The 18,055-nt window shown below is 62.6% G+C and carries 15 protein-coding genes; 10 read left to right on the top strand and 5 right to left on the bottom strand.

Translation table 11 applies throughout. The annotated features are described in order from the left end of the window. Positions 1-861: 861 nt before the first annotated feature. Positions 862-1,791, top strand: a complete 930-nt coding sequence (locus ACIO52_RS03470) for a hypothetical protein (RefSeq protein ID WP_062984851.1) — start codon at positions 862-864, stop codon at positions 1,789-1,791. Continuing rightward, the gene (locus ACIO52_RS03465) at positions 1,788-3,293 is read left to right on the top strand and encodes an NAD(P)/FAD-dependent oxidoreductase (RefSeq protein ID WP_084503717.1); all 1,506 of its coding nucleotides are present in this window, start codon (positions 1,788-1,790) and stop codon (positions 3,291-3,293) included. Before ACIO52_RS03470 ends, ACIO52_RS03465 begins: the two co-directional genes overlap by 4 nt. Positions 3,294-4,295: 1,002 nt before the next feature. Here the strand turns inward: ACIO52_RS03465 and ACIO52_RS03460 are convergent. The 4 genes from ACIO52_RS03460 to ACIO52_RS03445 all read right to left on the bottom strand — a co-directional run bounded on the left by ACIO52_RS03460 (position 4,296) and on the right by ACIO52_RS03445 (position 8,056). Further along, positions 4,296-5,255: a protoglobin domain-containing protein gene (locus tag ACIO52_RS03460; protein WP_402641359.1), complete on the bottom strand. Its 960-nt coding sequence runs from the start codon at positions 5,253-5,255 to the stop codon at positions 4,296-4,298. Positions 5,256-5,446: 191 nt separating this feature from the next. Continuing rightward, positions 5,447-5,989, bottom strand: coding sequence for a PaaI family thioesterase (locus ACIO52_RS03455; RefSeq protein WP_062984983.1), 543 nt, complete (start codon positions 5,987-5,989; stop codon positions 5,447-5,449). Positions 5,990-6,011: 22 nt separating this feature from the next. Next, positions 6,012-6,461, bottom strand: a complete 450-nt coding sequence (locus ACIO52_RS03450; RefSeq protein WP_062984857.1) for a universal stress protein — start codon at positions 6,459-6,461, stop codon at positions 6,012-6,014. Then, entirely contained in the window at positions 6,458-8,056 is a 1,599-nt protein-coding gene (locus tag ACIO52_RS03445) for an MFS transporter (RefSeq protein WP_062984859.1), read from the bottom strand. Before ACIO52_RS03445 ends, ACIO52_RS03450 begins: the two co-directional genes overlap by 4 nt. 128 nt (positions 8,057-8,184) lie before the next feature. Between ACIO52_RS03445 and ACIO52_RS03440 the strand changes: the two genes are divergently transcribed. Further along, positions 8,185-8,853, top strand: coding sequence for a TetR/AcrR family transcriptional regulator (locus tag ACIO52_RS03440; protein ID WP_062984865.1), 669 nt, complete (start codon positions 8,185-8,187; stop codon positions 8,851-8,853). Between the two features lie 529 nt (positions 8,854-9,382). Here ACIO52_RS03440 and ACIO52_RS03435 read toward each other — a convergent pair. Further along, positions 9,383-10,384, bottom strand: a complete 1,002-nt coding sequence (locus ACIO52_RS03435; RefSeq protein ID WP_062984985.1) for an AraC family transcriptional regulator — start codon at positions 10,382-10,384, stop codon at positions 9,383-9,385. A gap of 118 nt (positions 10,385-10,502) precedes the next feature. Here ACIO52_RS03435 and ACIO52_RS03430 point away from each other — a divergent pair, with 118 nt between their 5' ends. The 7 genes from ACIO52_RS03430 (at position 10,503) to ACIO52_RS03400 (ending at position 18,037) form a co-directional block, all read left to right on the top strand. Next, positions 10,503-10,823, top strand: coding sequence for a 2Fe-2S iron-sulfur cluster-binding protein (locus ACIO52_RS03430; RefSeq protein ID WP_019050196.1), 321 nt, complete (start codon positions 10,503-10,505; stop codon positions 10,821-10,823). A 23-nt stretch (positions 10,824-10,846) separates the two neighbouring features. Next, complete coding sequence (locus ACIO52_RS03425; RefSeq protein ID WP_062984867.1) at positions 10,847-12,235, top strand: cytochrome P450; 1,389 nt, start codon at positions 10,847-10,849, stop codon at positions 12,233-12,235. Further along, positions 12,232-13,434 (top strand): NAD(P)/FAD-dependent oxidoreductase, encoded by a 1,203-nt coding sequence (locus ACIO52_RS03420; RefSeq protein ID WP_062984869.1) that lies wholly within the window; start codon positions 12,232-12,234, stop codon positions 13,432-13,434. Before ACIO52_RS03425 ends, ACIO52_RS03420 begins: the two co-directional genes overlap by 4 nt. Before the next feature lie 64 nt (positions 13,435-13,498). Next, positions 13,499-14,959, top strand: a complete 1,461-nt coding sequence (locus tag ACIO52_RS03415) for a cytochrome P450 (RefSeq protein ID WP_084503729.1) — start codon at positions 13,499-13,501, stop codon at positions 14,957-14,959. After that, the gene (locus ACIO52_RS03410; RefSeq protein WP_062984873.1) at positions 14,956-15,681 is read left to right on the top strand and encodes a transglutaminase domain-containing protein; all 726 of its coding nucleotides are present in this window, start codon (positions 14,956-14,958) and stop codon (positions 15,679-15,681) included. Before ACIO52_RS03415 ends, ACIO52_RS03410 begins: the two co-directional genes overlap by 4 nt. Beyond that, positions 15,678-17,204 carry an aldehyde dehydrogenase family protein gene (locus tag ACIO52_RS03405; RefSeq protein ID WP_062984875.1) on the top strand — a complete coding sequence of 509 codons (1,527 nt, stop codon included), beginning with the start codon at positions 15,678-15,680 and terminating at the stop codon, positions 17,202-17,204. The genes ACIO52_RS03410 and ACIO52_RS03405 overlap by 4 nt, the downstream gene beginning before the upstream one ends. Then, positions 17,201-18,037, top strand: coding sequence for an SDR family oxidoreductase (locus ACIO52_RS03400; RefSeq protein ID WP_062984877.1), 837 nt, complete (start codon positions 17,201-17,203; stop codon positions 18,035-18,037). The genes ACIO52_RS03405 and ACIO52_RS03400 overlap by 4 nt, the downstream gene beginning before the upstream one ends. The last annotated feature ends 18 nt before the right edge of the window (positions 18,038-18,055 follow it).

Below are 18,055 nucleotides of genomic sequence, written 5' to 3'. Positions count from 1 at the left end.
TACTAGGTGAGTACCATCGTTCCTGTGGTACGCAACGGGGCGCCCCGGTGCAAGTCCGGGCTGACGACGAACGAATGGATGAGGACCAACACGCGCGGGTCCTCATCGTCGGATGTCGTCGCCTCGGGACTGGCCCTATCGGAGAGGGAGTGCTCTGGCCTTGCAACAGTCATCATTGGAAGCGGTGTCCGAAGTGCGGTGTGGGCGTCGGCGGTCTCGCTTGTGCGCACGTGTTTCGGGGCTGCTTGCTCACTTGGTGGCTCAGTTCACGCTCCCGGTGTCAAGCATTGCGGACCTACACTCCCCTGCGTTCACGCCGCTACGCTCGCGGCTTGTTCACTGCCCGCCCACAGCAGACTGACGTCTGAGCTCTCCGCACGATCTGCGTTTCCCGGTGCCCTCGGTCGTGCGCCGAACGCCCCGACGGTGTCGCTCTCCTGGTGCGCACGACCATGGATGGCGTGCCTGTCGGTGGTCGGCCACGCGATTAGACGGCTTTCAAATCGCCATCGCGGAGTACCCGAGGCGGGGCCTCTGCCCGTCGATTCATGGCCAGGACGTACGCCTAATCGCAGCTGCGATCGCCTGACACCTCCCCCCTCGCCGGCCTCGACCTCGCTAACGGACGCAAATGGCGCGCACGGGCCCGCGATTTCAGGAGACCCCGCTGCGCCGCGGCCTTCGCCCGGCGCCGGATTACTCACGGCCAGCATGCGCCAGCGACGAGCGTTTTCGTCTACTGGAACGAGTTCCAAGAGTTTTGTCCGACAATGCCACACGTGAGCGGCTACCGCTGCGAAATGCACGGCCTCCGGACACCAGGCCAAGATTTTGTGTCCATATTCGCGAAGGAGTAGAGCGATGTCAATCGATTTGCCGCACACCTTGGAAATCATAAAACAACGCCAATGGGCACTCGGCGACTTCGACTGGGCGGAGCCCGGCGCGGACACGATAACGGCCGAGCAGCTCCCGCAGGTCAAGCAATTCATGTCCGATCTGGTCTGGATCGAGCAGGTCGGCTCGCGCGCCTTCGTCGCGCTCGGCCGTCAAACCAAGGACAGTACGCTAGCTGAGATCTACCGCTACTTCCAGGCCGAGGAACAAAAGCACGCAAACGCCGAGCTGGCCCTCATGCGCCGTTGGGGAATGCTCGATGACGACGAGATCCCAGAACCGAATATCAATATCCGACTAGCCATAGAATGGCTGGACAGCTACGCAGATGATCTGCCGCTGTCCGTACTAGGCTCAGCGATTCCGATGCTCGAGGTGGCACTCGACGGAGCACTGTTGAAGTTCCTACTTGAGGAGATCCAGGATCCCCTGTGCCACAAGGTCTTTCAGCGGATCAATGCCGATGAGTCCCGTCACCTAGCTGTGGATTTCCATGTGCTGGACATGATTGGAGCGGGGCCGATACACCGACTGCTGATCGAAGCCGCCGGCGCCGCGCTGCGCCCATCCCTACTCATCGGCATCCTCACCGGGTTGCCCCTGCTGACCCGTATGCACGACAGCATCATCGCGATGGGACTCGACGAACAGAAGCTCTTCGACGCGATTCGGAAGTTCGGCATTATCGGTGACCGGAGCGTCGCCACCCGCCGCAATCCGATCTACCAACTCGTCAAGTACTACGGTGAAATGGTCATGGACCAGTCGCACCCTTATCATCGACTACTCGGCAATGCCCTGTTGACGATCACTGAGCACTACCCTAAACAATGGCTCGGTTCGACTCCTTCCTGGATCAACGAGCTCACTTACCAACCGGTGGCCGCAGCATGATCGACGAGGGGCGGCCGACAGACGATGACCCCGGGCAAACAATTCCCGGTCCCACACGAGTCGTGATCATAGGTGCCGGGTTCTCGGGAATCGGCACCGCGATCCGATTACGGTGCGCGGGGATCGAGGACGTCGTGGTTCTCGAGCGCGCACCTGAGCCCGGCGGTGAGTGGCGCGACAGCGTTCATCCGGACGCATCCTGCGGTCGTCCGTCAGTACTGCGGTCGTTCTGGTTCACGCGGGATCCCGCCTGGAGCCATAGGTATACGCCGGGCGTAGACGTCCGCGCCTACATGCGCGGCGTGATCACCCGGCATGGTCTCGATGGACGGATTCGCTACGGGTACAACGTAAACGGACTCGACTTCGACGAGGCTCGAGGGACCTGGCATGTGCGTGTCTCGACCAGCAGTGGCGAGGAGGAGAGCATCACTGCCCGCTCGGTCGTGGTGGCGACTGTGCCGTTCTCGAACGCAAGCAGGCGCGAGATCGTGGGCGCCGACGACTTTCGTGGCCACAAGATAGACGGTACCCGATGGGACGCCGGTATCGATGTCACCGGACTGACGGTGGCAGTCGTCGGTACCGGCACCAATGCAGTCCAGATGATCCCGGAGTTGGTGGACCGAGCCCGCCACGTCACCGTATTTCAGAGTGCACCGCGATGGGTTCTTCCCCACCCGCAGTACGGGACGGCAGGGTGGAGACGTTCGCTATTCGAGAAACTACCGCTGGCCGAGGATCTAGCCCGGAGTGCCCACTTCTGGGCGTACGAGTCTATCGGATACGGTTTGGTTCGAACAACAGGTCTCACCACCGCGCTGGAACAGGTATCTAAAATCCAGTTGAGGCTTCAGGTCAAAGATAGATGGGCGCGACGGCAGCTCGCACCGGACAACCGGGCGTGCCGTCCGCGATTGCTCATCTCAAATGATTTCTTACCGGCTCTAGATCGGGACAACTGCAGACTCCTCACCTTCCCGATCATTCGGCTTACGGAGCACGGAATCCTCACGGTTGATGGCGTCGAGCGCCGCTTCGATACGATCGTTTTCGATGCACCCGGCGAGGCTGGAGTACCATTCCCGGTTCGTGGTTGTGGCGCACGACTCCTCCAGGAAGAATGGGTCGAAGGAGTTTACGCGTACAAGAGCATACATGTTTCTGGGTATCCCAACCTACATTTCACTTTCGGACCGAACTCCGGTCCGTATTTCTACACAGCCCTAGCCTATCTGGAGGCGCAGATAGATTACATCGTAGAGTCGGTGCGGACGCTGGAGCGATGGGGGCTCCGATATATTGATGTACGAAAGTCAGCGCAGGACCGATTCAACGCGGTTGTTCAACGGCACTTGGCTCGCACGACTTGGAACTCTGGATGCGTTACTTGGCCTGTCGGGGAAGATGGTTTTAATCCCGCGGCTTTCCCGGGCTTGGCTCGACAATTCCGTAGCCAAATGACTCAGTTCGCCCTATCCGACTACCACGCTGTGCCCTAGGAGCTCCTGTCAGGTTCAGTTGCTGAGTCGTCGCGGTCTGATACTGCGGCACCGACATTCAGGAATCGATAGTGGATGTCGATGCGGCGTTCCATCGATCACCGTTCGCCGATATTGGTGGGGTCGGGCCATGGTTTGTTCCACGACTAGCCGACTGGCGGTGACCTTTGTCTCGGGTTCCGCGATGGGAATGGGCCGTCGATCCCGGCGCTGTCGCAGGTCGGCGTACAGACTACATGCTCGCAACCCGTGTCGGTGATAGTTTTATCGATCCGCCGTCCCAGTGGCCTCGGCCGTCCAGGCAAGGGGATTTACTGCGTCGAATTACATCCCGCCGCGGAACCCGGGACAAAGTCACTGCGGCCGGTGGATCGTGGAGCAGACTTGCGCCCGCTCCCCCGGTACCGGCGCCTGGCCATCCGGTGGGCACGCCGCATCGACATCCATTACGGATTCCTGAATCTCGATGCCGCACTGATCTGATGGCGACGGCACAGCAACCGCACCGACAGAAGCTATTAGCCTGCGCCAGAAGGTCATCCGGACACGAACCCGAGAATGAGCGGCCCCCGACAGCACGTACAGCCCTCCCCCACTCCCCCTTGAACACCAACCTCGGGCTGTGTGGTGAGGGCTGGCTATTCCCGGCGGCTTCACTGGGAGTTGCGGTTCGCTAACCACCACAATCATCCGTCACATAGGTCCGCTGCGAAACTTCCTGCATCGCAACGTGTCTCGGTGACACATGCAGATTCACGCTAGGAGCTATGAGGACCGGTACCCGAACTCGAATGCCGCCGAAGCTCCGTACGATACCAGCGGTGGCCCACCGCAGATACTGCGCGCGGCATGTTTGGCGGTGCGCGCGAACGTTGCTGTTGAGCATCTTCACCGACGGCGGACTTACTTCGCAATCAGCACCGCGTCGGCACGTACACAGGCTGGTGAGCCGGATCGCCCACCGCAGCCGGGACTGCGCAACTGGCCAAGCACTTCGCCAAATCAGGTATTGCGTAATGGCCACGTCATCACCATCTCGTACCCAAGTGTCTGTGTGGCATGCTCGACCCCACTCTGCAAGTCGACAAATGTAATGAGCGTAGTTTTCTGTGGACTGATGTCGACAAGCGTCCGGGCGACTTCGGCGGAAAGCCCAGTGAAAATAACCTCCGCACCCAAAAGCGCACATGCTTTTACTGCTGTGATCAGATGGGCAGCAACGTCGAGATCGATCGACGGCAGTCCGGTGATATCGACGACGGCGGCCTGCGCCCTCGAATTGCGGATATGCGCCATCAGCTGATTGGTCAAATTGAGAGCCCGGCGATCGTCCAATTCTCCTACGATCGGGACCACCAGAAGCCCTGGGATCAACTGCAGTACCGGAGTCGGGAGTTCGCTCACCGCCCTCTGCTGCTCGCGATTCGAGTGCTCGCGTTTGGCGAGGTAGATGTCGGCGGCGAGGCCGATATCGAGGAACACCAGCCTTTGTAGCGCCAGCAGCGTCGCCAACGCACGCTCGGGATCGGAAGATGAGCTGGATTCACAGATCCGGCTCGCAGCAGAGCAAAGAAACCGATTGTACGCGCCGAGAAGCCATGTCGGCTTCACGCCGAGTCGCTCGTGACGCGCGGCCATACGCATACGCTCGATGAGATAGTCAGCATCGACGGTTCCCGCCGTCAAACCGGAAAGGTGATCGCTTCGAAGATGTTCGATCTGTTCCTCAGTGTCGCGCCCAGAAAGAAGTGCGGCAGTGTCCCGGTGTTCGTTTAGGTAGGCGCGGAGTTCGTCGACGATCTCAGCCATACCGGGTGTCGCGACTCCGCTAAACTGCCGCAGCAATGCCTCGTCTTCATCGGTGAATTCCATTAATCGTTTCCGAGCAGCGACCATGTCATCGGTGGTCACGAGGCCACCGAAGCTTGGCGTTTCCGGGATTTCCGGACCGTGCGTGCCCATTAGAGTCATAACAGCCGCATCCTGTGCGTAGTGTTTTGGCGGATCGTGTCAGACAGCGCATACTCGTGAGCGAAGCCCGTAGGTCACCGTCCCACAGCAGCCTGCACCCCAGAGTGCGCTGGCGGCATAGCGGTCCCGACCCAAGTCGTCCTCATCGCCTGATCGCGCCGGCCACAGTACGTGATCGCCGCTTAGGCCGTTGGTGGCACGTCTGAAGAGGTGGCACGCTGTGAGGCCAGGAAGAAGTGGTCGATGTTGACGACGAGAAAGAGGGCAGTAGCGGTTGTAACCATGTGGCCATGGTCGTCTTCGATGGTGGCCCGAAGGTTCAGTTTGCGACCCTGGCGGGAATGAAGATGGGCGCGGGCGATATACGGGGTGTCGAGTAGAACCGGGGAGAGGTAGTCGATGGAGAGGTGGCGGGTGACGGCGGGTTCTCCCACGGTGTAGAGGAGGAACCCGAACAGGTCGTCGAGGACGGTGGCGACTGCGCCGCCATGGGCGATCGCTGGGGCGCCAACGTGGCGGGAGTCAAACGTGTGACGGGCGTAGACACCTTCCGCGTCACGTCGGACGCTCAACTGGTGGCCGTGCGGATTGGCTGGCCCACAACCGAGGCAATGATCATGATGGGGCGGCAAGTCTTGGCATTCCGGCGGAACCACAGGGAAGAGGGGCGTACTCTCCTCGGCCTCGGACGATACGGATCTTATGGTATCGGATGTGCGGCTCATGGGTGCTTTCTGCATATGTGTGTCATTGGGTGGTGGCGATAAGGATGTCGCAGTGAGCTCTGCGTGCGAGCTCGGTCGGTGTATTGGACAGCAGCCGGGCCAGCGGACTCGACCGGCACAAGTCGGCGGTGATGATGAGGTCCGGCGCCGCAGTGGCGGCAAGGCGCAATAGGGCACGCAAAGTGGGTTCGGACAAGATGCGGGTGTCGATGTCGATGGCGCCGTGCGCTAGGGCGTGCTGGCAGGCCGTGCGCAATATCGCTTCGACCGGGTTGGTGCCGCGCAGCCGGTAGGCCTCGGGTCCCAGCCGGTCGAGGTCAACTCCGAGTGTGCGTTCGTCGATGTGGTGGCGGACGCCGACGATAACCAGTCGGGCGTGGGTGGCGTGGGCCAATTCGGCGGCGCGATCGACCACGCGGTAGGAGCGATCGGATCCATCGGTATCCACAAGGATCGTGCGATAGGCCGTCATGCCGGGCGTCCTTCGCGGGTAGGGGACGTGCGAGAGGCAGGAGCCATCGTGCACGAGGGTTGTGCGCGGCATCGGCGAGTGGTGGGCCCGGGTGCAAGCACAGCCAGCACGATCGCGCCTGCGGCGGTAATAGCAGCCAACACCAGCGCGGCCTCGCCGCTGCCGTGCACGAACGCGGCCTTGGCGTACTCGGCTAGCGGCTGGGCCGCTGGTCCGCCCTTCTCGGCGACCTGCAGGGCGGCGGCCAGGGAATCGGCAACGGGTTCGCGAGCGGACTCGGGCAGGCGGGGTAGGGCGGGCTGGATACGCTGAGTATAGCCGGCGGCCAGCACGCTGCCGGCCACGGCGATCCCGATCGCGGCGCCGATCTCGCGGGCGGCATCATTCACCGCCGCGGCGACCCCGTGTTTGGCCTCGGGGGTGTCGGCGACGATGGCGTAAGTCGCCGGGGCGGTACACAATCCCAGGCCCGCGCTCATGATCAGCAGCGGCCACAGTAGGTCGAGGTAGTTCGCGGCGAGGTCCAACCGGCTCACCAGCACCAGCCCGGCAGCGATGGTGAGAAGGCCAGTCACGGTCATCACCCGCAATCCCACCATGCTCGAGAGCCAAGGCGCGATCACGGAAATCATGGCCAGCGGCGCCACCATCGGCGCCAGCGCCAGGGCCGACGCCAGCGGCCCGTATCCGAGAATCAGCTGTAGGTACTGGACCAGCAGTAGGAACACCCCAAAGGTGACCAGGAACTGAATGGTCACGGACAGGGAGCCAGCACCGAAGCCTCGGCGTCCGAACAACCGCACGTCTAACAGTGGTGCCGAGATCCGTAGCTCCACGGCCACGAACGCCACCGCCGCCACGACTCCGACACCGGCGGTGACAGCGACGAGCGGGTCGGCCCAGCCGCGTGCGGGAACCTCGACCGCGGCGAACACGATCGCCGCGATCGCGACAGCCACCGTCGCCGCGCCAATTCCGTCCACCGGCGGATGCTCGGGTTGGCGAGACTCCGCGATCGTGCAAGCCAACCCGGCCAGCACAATCCCCGCCACGGTCAGCCCGACAAATACCGATTGCCACGACCACCGCTCAAGCAGCATCCCGGCACCGAGAATCCCCAGAACAGCTCCGGATCCGGCGACGCCCGCCCATACCCCCACCGCTCGGCCGCGATGAGCTAGTGCGAAGCCTGCGGTCAGAATCGACAGGGTCGATGGCATCACTAACGCTGCGCCAGCACCGGCGAGTGCGCGTGCCGCGATGAGCCACACCGGGTCGGTCAGCACCAGCGGCAACGCCGAGGCGGCCGCGAACACCGCCAGTCCCGCCACCAGCACCGCGCGGCGCCCATAGCGGTCACCGATGGCTCCGGCGGGCAACACCAGACACGCCAGCACCAGTGTGTAGCCGTCAACGATCCAGGTGAGCTGGGCTTGGGTCGCCCCGGTCGCGACTGCAATCTGAGGCAACGCCGAGTACAACGCCGCCATGGCCGCGACGACCAGCGCCACCCCCAGGCACGATACTGCCAGCACCCAGTATTGGGCCCTGGTCCACCGGGCGATCTCGACAGCGCCCGTCCGGGAAGTGTTCACCGGTGCACCTCCCGCCGTTGTAGATCGATAGTCTCTGTGTGAGACTATTAGTATCATAGTGGGTCGGCGAGCGAGATGACGTCCACGCACGATCAAATTGAGCGATACGAATCGAGGAAGGGGCGGCCATGACAGAGCCGGACTCTGCCGCGGCCGATCCGCGCACCGTAGCCGACGAGCAGGCCGATCCTCGGCTGGCGCGGTCCCGCAACCGGTTGCTCGACGCGGCCAGTCATCTGCTGTCCACCGGCGGGGTCGAAGCGGTCACAGTCGATGCCGTCACCCGCGTGTCGAAGGTCGCGCGCGCCACTCTCTATCGACACTTCGGCAGCACCACCCAACTGCTCGCGGCAACTTTCGAACGGTTGCTTCCCCATGTCGACACACCGACCGGCGACGGGCCCGTGCGCGATCAACTCATCGCGCTACTCACTACTCAGGCGGACCTCGTAGAACAAGCCCCAGTGCAGATGACCACGCTGGCCTGGCTGGCGATGGGATCGATCGGCGACGACCACACCGACCCGGCAGCGGTAACCTCGCTGCGTGCCCGCGTCATCGAGCAATATCGCCAGCCGTTCGACCGGATCCTCACCGGCCCCGACGCGCGGGCGATGCTCGGCGAGTTCGACACCACGTTCGCCATCATCGAACTCCTCGGCCCGATCGTGTTCGCGCGCCTCACCGGACTACGCACCATCGATCATGACGACTGCACCCAACTGGTCGACAACTTTCTCGCTACCCACCCAAGGGTCGCGGTCGGAAACGGACCGACCGCCGATCAGTGCCAGTGACCGAATACCCGCCCGTGGATAACGGGTGAGCCGCTTCGAAGCAGGCCGACAAGATCAAGTACCCAGCTCACCGGCGATCCCCTCCACCTAGCGGGTAAGACTGTCGGTTCGGCACCGATCGTCGCCTTCTCGTCAACACCGGCCCTGGATGCGGGGCACGATCGATTCGTGCTGCAGTCCTGCATCGCATCGCAACTGGACCAGTTAGGGCTGGCTAACCGAGTCGATGTGCTTCACGATTGAGAGACTCGACTCCGTCCATCTCATGCGCAGCCGTCACCGACAGGATCCTGGTGGCAACGCGCTGAGATCATTCAGACCGGTGCCGACTCACTACTCGCCGTGTTAGGTGTTGGCTACACCGCTGATAGCCGCTGGCTGCAGCAACGAGTTCGGCAAAGTTCTGCACGGTTTCGGCAAAGTCGCGAGTTTTTGTCGTATGCCGCAGCGGGTTCCTGCCTGGGGCCAGCCCCAACCGATCTGCACCAGTTCGCGCAGACTCCATCCACCAACGACGGGACGGGTGGTCCTATTCGTGTCGAAATTCGCTGGGAGAGCGACCGGTCCATCGCTTGAAGGCGTGCGAGAAGTTCGCGAGGTCGCTATATCCGAGATCGGCAGCTATCTCACTCACCGACATCGATCGGTCGAGTAGCCGCAGCATCGCACGGTCACGCAGAAATGATTCGCGCAACTCGCGAAAGGTGGTCCCCTCCCCGGATAGACGCCGCTTGAGTGTGCTCGTCGATATCGACAGCTCGTGCGCGACCCAGTCTTTACTCCGCTTTCCAGGATCTTCCTCCAGCAGCCGTCGTACCTTCTCCGAGAAAGACATGGTTTTACTTCGCTGGTCGAGGGTTCGTTGCAGATCCACGATGGCAAGTCGATAGGCGACCGGATCGGAGAACCTGCATACCTCGTTGAGAGTGTCCGCCGGGACACTAAGGAATGACGTCGGAGCGTCGAAGAACAACCGCCCAGCTAGGGCGTCCTCATTATCGGCTAGAAAGTTCGGCGCTGACCAGCTCAGATGGAGTGTCACGGTCGGCATATCGCCGGCCAGCATGTCGAGCAGGCGCAGGAGTGCCGACCCGCCATACGCGACGACCAGGCAGTTCAGCGCCGAATCGCCTGTGTGCGCGGCGAGCCCGACGGTGAGTCCCTCGTCACTTGGGTGGAACTGCGGACTGAGAGCCGTCGAGATCAAAGGCAGATAGGTGAGCAGCTCCACGATCTCAGCTACCGAGCCTGCGCTGACCAGCGGAAAACTCAATGGGCCGAAGGATGTCAACTGAGCTTGTTCGGCGAACGCGAAGCCGAGCGAAGTTGCCTGGTCGACATCGAGTGCAGGGTAGACCTCGCGAAACCACCGTATCGGGGCCTGGATATTGCGTTGGATCAACGTCGTCTCGTCAATTCCTTCGCGAGCCATGATGTCGCGAAGCCGAGCGGCGGCGTCCGGGTCGAGCGCTTGGCTCTCGAGCAGTTGCACGAACATGAGCGGAGGCACGCCCTCGTCGTTGAGGTTCACCATGGTCTCTCTGAGCCGAATTCACAAATTTCTGACTCTGCCGAACATAGCCTCCGAACCCGTGTTCGACAACACTTGGACCAAGTCACATTGAGGACAACGCATCGAGGAGTTGGCTATGGCAGTTGTCACTTTTGTCTCCCACGACGGCGAGAAGCACGAGGCGCCGATCGAGGAAGACCAGTCGCTGATGCAGGTCGCGACCAACAACGCTGTGCCCGGCGTCGACGGGGACTGCGGAGGCGAAGCTGCCTGCGGCACCTGCCATGTGGTTGTCGATCCGCAGTGGATCGAGCAGGTCGGACGTTCCGGCGCCGATGAGGAGGAGATGCTCGCGATGAACCCCGAGCGCCAGCCGACCTCCCGGCTGTCGTGCCAGATGATGGCATCGACGGCCTGGGACGGCTTGATCGTCCACCTACCCGAGTTCCAGATGTAACGGCGAGAAACGGATACGACGCGATGAAGATTCCCGGAGCAATCACCGCCAAGGTTCAGTCGACCATCCCGATGGATCTACAGATCCAGGGTGCACACCTATATGACAAGACTCGCCGATGGATGACCGGAACGAACGGGGAGAAGCTCTTCGTCGAGAGGCCCATCCCGCCAGTCGAAGAAGTCGCGCTCGCCGACATCGACCTCAGCAACCCTTTCCTGTACCGCCAGGGACGCTGGCAGTCCTACTTCGCGCGCCTGCGAAACGAGGCCCCGGTCCACTATCAGCCAGACAGTCCGTTCGGTCCGTTCTGGTCCGTGACGCGGCATGCTGACATCGTGGCCGTCGACAAGAACCACGAACTCTTCTCCGCTGAGCCGTTCATCGTTATCGGGGCTCCGCCCCGTTTCCTCGATATCGAGATGTTCATCGCGATGGACCCGCCACGACACGACGCACAGCGGGCCGCTGTTCAAGGCGTGGTCGCGCCGAAGAACCTGCGCGAGATGGAGGGCCTGATTCGATCGCGCGTCCAAGAGGTGCTCGACGATCTACCCGTAGATAAGCCGTTCGACTGGGTGCAGAACGTCTCGATCGAACTGACCGCGCGGATGCTTGCGACCCTGCTGGATTTCCCGTACGAGCAACGTCACAAGCTCGTCTACTGGTCGGATCTCGCAACCTCGCTGGAGCAGGCCAACGGTGGGCCATCGGACAACGACGAGGTGTTCCCCGGCATGCGCGACATGGCGAGAGGTCTCAGCGCTCTCTGGCACGACAAAGCGGCCCGGACAGCCGCTGGGGAGCAGCCCGGATTCGATCTGATCACGATGTTGCAAAGCAATGAAAATACCAAGGACCTGATCGACCGCCCGATGGAGTTCTTGGGCAACCTCGTATTGCTGATCGTCGGAGGGAACGACACGACCCGGAACTCGATGAGCGGCGGCGTTCTTGCGCTCAACCGCTTCCCTGAACAGTTCGCGAAGCTGAAAGCGAACCCCGACCTGATCCCCAACATGTGCTCGGAGATCATCCGATGGCAAACTCCGCTTGCCTACATGCGCCGTGTCGCCAGAGCTGACACCGTTCTTAACGGGCAGTTCATCCGCAAGGGCGACAAGGTAGTGATGTGGTACGCCTCGGGAAACCGCGACGAGCGAGTATTCGAACGCCCCGACGATTTCATCATCGACCGGTCAAACGCCCGCAACCACATAGCCTTCGGCTTCGGTGTTCACCGCTGTATGGGCAACCGGCTCGCCGAGCTGCAGCTGCGGATCCTCTGGGAGGAGCTACTTCCTCGCTTCGAAAGTATCGAGGTTGTCGAGGAGCCCGAGTACGTGCAGTCCAACTTTGTGCGGGGCATCAGCAAGATGATGGTCCGTCTCACCCCGAAAACTAGCATATGACCACGCGGCGGGCCGTCATCGTCGGGGGCAGCCACGCCGGGGTCCAACTCGCCGGCAGTCTGCGCCAAGAAGGATGGACCGACGAGATCACCATCATTGGAGAAGAGGCGGTATTACCATACCACCGCCCTCCGCTGTCGAAGGCATACCTGGCAGGGAAGCAAACCCTCGACGAGCTCGCGATTCGCAGCGCCGAGTTCTATAACAAGCAGGAAATCCAACTCGTGGATGCAACGGTGGAGGCGATCGACCGTTCGGCTGGCCTGCTCTCACTGAGCACCGGCGACGAAGTGCCCTACGACAAGCTCGCACTGTGCACGGGCGCTCGCCCCCGTCGACTCCCCGTGCCCGGTGTCGACCTGGCCGGGGTCTATTACCTACGCTCCGCGGCGGACGTCGAGATGATCCGAGAGGAAAGCAGCCCGGGGCGCCGGGTCGTGATCATCGGCGGCGGATATATCGGACTGGAGACGGCCGCCTCGTTGCGTGCGCTGGGTCTGCAGGTCACTGTGCTCGAGGCTACCGAACGCGTCCTCGAACGGGTCACAGCCCCCGAGGTATCCGCGTTCTTCGACCGAATTCACCGACAGGAGGGCGTGAACATCCGAACAGGCGCGCTAGTCGAGGCCCTATCCGGAGACGTCAGGATCCGAGAGGTATTCCTGTCCAGCGGCGAATCAATTCCTGCCGACCTCGTCATTGTCGGCATCGGCGTGGAGCCGAATACCGAACTCGCCGCCGACGCGGGTCTGCTGGTCGACAACGGGGTCGTGATCGACGGCCAGAGTCGGACCAGCGACCGCAACATCATGGCCGCTGGGGACTGCGCCAGTCACGACATGGCCCGTTACGGCCGTCGCATACGCCTGGAATCTGTACCCAGCGCGGGCGAGCAGGCCAAGGTCGCTGCCGCGACCATCTGCGGGAAGTCAAAGAACATAGCTGCGCTTCCATGGTTCTGGTCGGATCAATACGATCTCAAGCTCCAGATCGCCGGTCTAAACACCGGCTACGACGAAGTCGTACTCAGCGGGGATCCTACCCGGGGCCGCGAATTCACATGCTTCTACCTCCGTGCTGGCGAGCTGATTGCCGCCGACTGCATCAATCGCCCCCGTGACTTCATCTTCAGCAAGCGGGCCATCACCCAGCAGCTTCGCATAAGCCGGGCAGAACTGGTGCTCGCTGGCTCGCCCTGAGTGACCGACTCTCGGGCGACTCGCACGACGACTGCGTGCGAACAGCATTCAGAAAGGAATGTCAGTGACGTACGCCATCCATCTGCCGCTGGCGAAGAGTCGGGAGCGACTCTCGTCAGTCCTCCTGGCGCCACTGCCGAGCCGGGTCGATGTGGCCCTCCTGCGGGCCAGTGATCAGTGGCCTGTCCGTGAGCTGGCAATGCCCCCCGCAGGGTCGGGCCTCAAGCCGATCCGAGGGACCGCTGGTCTGCCTGTGCTCGGTCACACCCTGGACTACATCCGTTTCGGATCCAGCTTCACCCGGGCCAGGTACCAGCGATTCGGGCCCGTCTCATGGATGGGCGCCTTCGGCACGAAGATTGTGATGGTGGCCGGTCCAGATGCCATGCAGGAGGCGCTGACCGTCAAGGCGAAATCGTTCTCACAGGACGGGTGGGCGTATCTCATCGACGCCTTTTTTCACCGGGGTCTGATGCTGATGAGCTTCGACGAGCACAGGATGCATCGACGAATCATGCAGGAGGCGTTCACCCGCGACCGCCTGACCGCCTATGTGGACCAGCTCGGGCCGCCGCTCGAGACCGGTATTCCCGCGTGGCCAGCGGGCCAGTCCACACGCATCTATCCACTGCTGAAGGGCCTGACCCTTGACGTAGCAACGAAGGTCTTCATGGCGGATCGGGGTGGCAGTGAGGACACTGACGCCATCAACGATGCCTTCGTGGCGGCCGTGCGTGCGGCCAGCTCGATCATCCGTTTCCCGCTGCCGGGGACTCGGTGGCGGGCCGGAGTCCGTGGGCGTGCGCTCCTGGAGGACTACTTCACCTTCCACCTGCCGGCGGCGCGGAGCGCCCAGGGAGAGGACCTTTTTGCGGCGCTGTGCCATGCCCGCACGGCCGACGGTCAAGCTTTCACCGATGAGGACGTCGTCAACCACATGATCTTCTTGATGATGGCGGCACACGACACCTCGACCATCACCAGCACCGCTGCCGTCTACTTCCTCGCCAAGCATCCAGCTTGGCAGGAACGGGCTCGGGCCGAGTCCGACCAACTGGGCGGACGTCGCCCAACTATCGACGACCTGGACGCGCTGAAGACTCTCGACCTGGTGATCAAGGAGACGCTGCGGCTGGTGGCGCCCGTGCCGATCATGATGCGTAAGACCATCGAGGATGTCGAAATCGCCGGACACCAAATCCCCGAAAACACACTGGTAGCCGTGGCTCCGGCGGTGAACCACTTCGATGAGTCGTACTGGACCGATCCCGACACTTTTGACCCTGACCGCTTCACCGAGCCGCGGCATGAGGACCGGAATCATCGCCTCGGTTGGATCCCCTTCGGAGGAGGCGTGCACAAGTGCATCGGCCTGCATTTCGGCACTCTCGAGGTGAAGGCGATCCTGCATCACATGCTGCGAACCTACACTTGGACGGTCCCTGACCAGTATGAAGCCAGGTGGGACAACACCTCGCTCCCAATTCCCGTCGACGGATTGCCGATAGACCTGGAGCACAGATGAAAACGGACCGGATGACATTCTTGGCAGCGACCGACTTCCTCGACATCGAGCACGAGTTAGTCCGGGAGTTCACCGCCACTGTGATCGGCGACGCGAGCACCGGCCGAGAGAAGGCGAAGCGTCTCTTCGCCGCCGTTCGCGACCGGGTCTGGTATGACCCCTACACGGTGTCTGACGACCCTGCCCACTATCGCGCGAGCTTCGTCCTCGAGTCCGGGCGCGCCTATTGCGTCCCGAAGGCGGTGCTCTTGACCGCGGTGTGCCGTGCGGCGGGGATCCCTGCGGTGCTTGGCTTCGCTGACGTCCGCAATCACTTGCAGACAGACGCGTTGCGAGCGCTCATGGGTGGCACAGACCTGTTCGTCTATCACGGTTACAGCCTCCTCAATATCGACGGCCGGTGGTTGAAGGCGACGCCCGCGTTCAACACCGAGTTGTGTGCGCGTTTCGGTGTGCCGCCGGTGGATTTCGACGGCGATCGCGATGCACTACTGCACGCCTTTTCTGCCGACGGAGCCGAGCATATGGAGTACGTCCGCGAGCGGGGCGTCTACGACGACTTGCCGTTGAACGCGATCCTGGCCGAACTTCGCCGCACCTATGGGCCTCTTATCTTCAAGCGGCCCCAGGTGATCGCTGACGCTTTCACCGATACACCCGCCCACCGCACCCATCCCGACGGGATCGCCCGCGATCCCCATTCACCTACGGAGGTCCGATGAGCGCGACGATCCCAGCGGGCGTCTTGGACGTGCGCAACCCCGCCGACGGTCGGCTCATCGCAACCGTCGCTGTCGACGACCGCGAGACAGTAAGTCTCGTCGCTGCTGATCTTCGAGACGCTCAGGTCGGGTGGGCCGAAGCCGGCCCACGCCAACGCGCCAAATGGCTGCATCGCTGGCGGGACTGGATCCTTGATCACACCGACGAGCTCACCAACTTGTTGCAAGCCGAGACAGGCAAGGTGCGTCCCGACGCCCTGGTGGAGACGACAGCATCGTGCGAGTTCATCAGCTACTACGCCGACCATGCCGCGAAGTTTCTCGCCGGCGAGCAGGTCAGGTCCTCGAGCCTGCTGACCTTGTCGAAACGACTCACTACGACCTATCACCCCTTCCCGGTCGTCGGCATGATCATGCCGTGGAACTTCCCGATCACCCTCTTCCTCATGGACGCAGCGCCCGCGCTGGCAGCAGGCTGCGCGGTCCTGGCGAAGTCCTCGGAGGAGACGCCGCTGACGTGCGCGCGGATCATCGAGGGCTGGCACGAGATCGGCGCCCCCGCGGTTCTGGCGCACGTTGTAGGTGATGGCGATTCGGGCGCAGCCGTGGTCGATGCCGCTGACTTTGTACAGTTCACCGGCTCGACCGCCACCGGGCGTGCGGTCGCGATCCGCTGTGCCGAGCATTTGAAGCCGATGAGTCTGGAGCTTGGCGGCAAAGATCCGGCGATCGTGCTGGAGGACGCCGACCTTGCTCGTGCGGTGGAGGGAATCGCGTGGGGCGCTCTGTTCAACGCGGGACAGGTATGCATCTCTGTCGAGCGGGTGTATGTGGTATCTGAGGTTTACGACGAGTTCGTGGCGCGGCTGACCCAACGTGTGCGGTCCCTCGCCCATGGTGCGGCCGGTCGCGACGTGGGCGCAATGGTCACCGCGAGGCAGGTCGACATTGCCGATCGCCACGTCAGCGAGGCAGTGGTGGCAGGTGCGCGGGTTCTGGCTGGCGGAACTCGGAGTGCGGTCGGAAACTACTACGCTCCGACGGTCCTGGTCGGTGTCGACCACACGATGGCCTGCATGACCGAGGAGACCTTCGGTCCCACGATTCCGGTGATGCAGGTCGCGGATGAGAACGAGGCCATCCGCCTGGCCAACGACTCGGCGTACGGCTTGTCTGCGACGGTGTGGACCCGAGACCATGCTCGTGCTCAGCGCATCGCATTACAGCTAAACGCGGGAGCTGTCAACATAAATGATGTCTTCAGCAACCTGTTCGCCACCACACTGCCGCACAGTGGATGGAAGGCCTCGGGCATCGGTGCTCGGCTCGGCGGAGCTCACGGGCTACGCAAGTACTGCCGGGTACAGGCAGTGACAGAGCCACGGATCCCTGTCCTGTCGCGAGAACTCACCTGGTACCCGTACACCCCGCGGCGCGCGGCCATGGCCGGAAGAGTGTTGCGCGCGGCGGCCGGTCGCGGCCTATGGCAGCGCCTCGGCCTCAACAAGGAGAACAGCAAGTGACGACACACCGTGCCCGCACCGCCGCAAAGACCGTAGCTATCACCGGCGGGGCCCGCGGCATCGGCTACCAGACCGCGAAGGAGCTGATTCGACGAGGCCACCGCGTCGCCATCGGCGATGTCGATGAGAAGCGCGCTCAGGAGGCCGCCACCGAACTCGGCGTGAAGATCGTTACCCACCTCGACGTAACCGACCCCACTTCGTTTCGGCAATTTCTCGAGCTGGTCGAGGAAGAGCTCGGCCCCCTCGACGTGCTGATCAACAATGCGGGCATCATGCCCACTGGTCACGTACACGAGGAAGACGACACGGTGACCCGGAGGCAGGTCGAGATCAACGTCCTGGGAGTCGTCTTTGGGACCAAACTAGCCCTTCAGCGAATGCTGCCGCGGCGCGCTGGGCACATCATCAACACCGCGTCGCTGGCCGGCGAGCTCGCTGTGCCTGGACTGGCGACGTATTGCGGTACCAAATTCGCGGTCATCGGATTCACCGAGGCGGCACGGCACGAGTACCGCACGTCAGGCGTCGAGCTGTCCACCGTTAGGCCCACATTCACCAACACCGAGCTCGTCGCGGGAACCGCTGGTGCCAAGGGACTGCGCAATGCCGAGCCCGAGGAGATCGCGCGTGCGACAGCCGATCTTATCGAGCGCCCGCGTCCATTCGTACGCGTCACTCGCCTGGCCGGCGTATTGGTCGCGGCGATGAAGTTCGTCCCTGGCTGGCTGACCGCCAGGCTCGGATCCGCGCTGGGCACGGACTCGGTATTTCTCGACGGCGTCGACACAGCGGCCCGCCAGGCCTACCTGGACAGAATCCGGACCCACTGACCCGGTCTTCGATCCCCG

Origin of the sequence: Nocardia sp. NPDC087230 (assembly GCF_044744725.1) — a bacterium.
GTDB lineage: Bacteria > Actinomycetota > Actinomycetes > Mycobacteriales > Mycobacteriaceae > Nocardia > Nocardia canadensis.
Note: the sequence above shows the minus strand (reverse complement) of the source record. Positions and strands in the feature narration are given on the sequence as shown.

Excerpts from the sequence above, each read along its gene's own strand:
- ACIO52_RS03470 (WP_062984851.1), top strand. The coding sequence starts at position 862 with ATGTCAATCGATTTGCCGCACACCTTGGAAATCATAAAACAACGCCAA.
- ACIO52_RS03465 (WP_084503717.1), top strand. The coding sequence starts at position 1,788 with ATGATCGACGAGGGGCGGCCGACAGACGATGACCCCGGGCAAACAATT.
- ACIO52_RS03460 (WP_402641359.1), bottom strand. The coding sequence starts at position 5,255 with ATGGGCACGCACGGTCCGGAAATCCCGGAAACGCCAAGCTTCGGTGGC.
- ACIO52_RS03455 (WP_062984983.1), bottom strand. The coding sequence starts at position 5,989 with ATGAGCCGCACATCCGATACCATAAGATCCGTATCGTCCGAGGCCGAG.
- ACIO52_RS03450 (WP_062984857.1), bottom strand. The coding sequence starts at position 6,461 with ATGACGGCCTATCGCACGATCCTTGTGGATACCGATGGATCCGATCGC.
- ACIO52_RS03440 (WP_062984865.1), top strand. The coding sequence starts at position 8,185 with ATGACAGAGCCGGACTCTGCCGCGGCCGATCCGCGCACCGTAGCCGAC.
- ACIO52_RS03430 (WP_019050196.1), top strand. The coding sequence starts at position 10,503 with ATGGCAGTTGTCACTTTTGTCTCCCACGACGGCGAGAAGCACGAGGCG.
- ACIO52_RS03425 (WP_062984867.1), top strand. The coding sequence starts at position 10,847 with ATGAAGATTCCCGGAGCAATCACCGCCAAGGTTCAGTCGACCATCCCG.
- ACIO52_RS03420 (WP_062984869.1), top strand. The coding sequence starts at position 12,232 with ATGACCACGCGGCGGGCCGTCATCGTCGGGGGCAGCCACGCCGGGGTC.
- ACIO52_RS03410 (WP_062984873.1), top strand. The coding sequence starts at position 14,956 with ATGAAAACGGACCGGATGACATTCTTGGCAGCGACCGACTTCCTCGAC.
- ACIO52_RS03405 (WP_062984875.1), top strand. The coding sequence starts at position 15,678 with ATGAGCGCGACGATCCCAGCGGGCGTCTTGGACGTGCGCAACCCCGCC.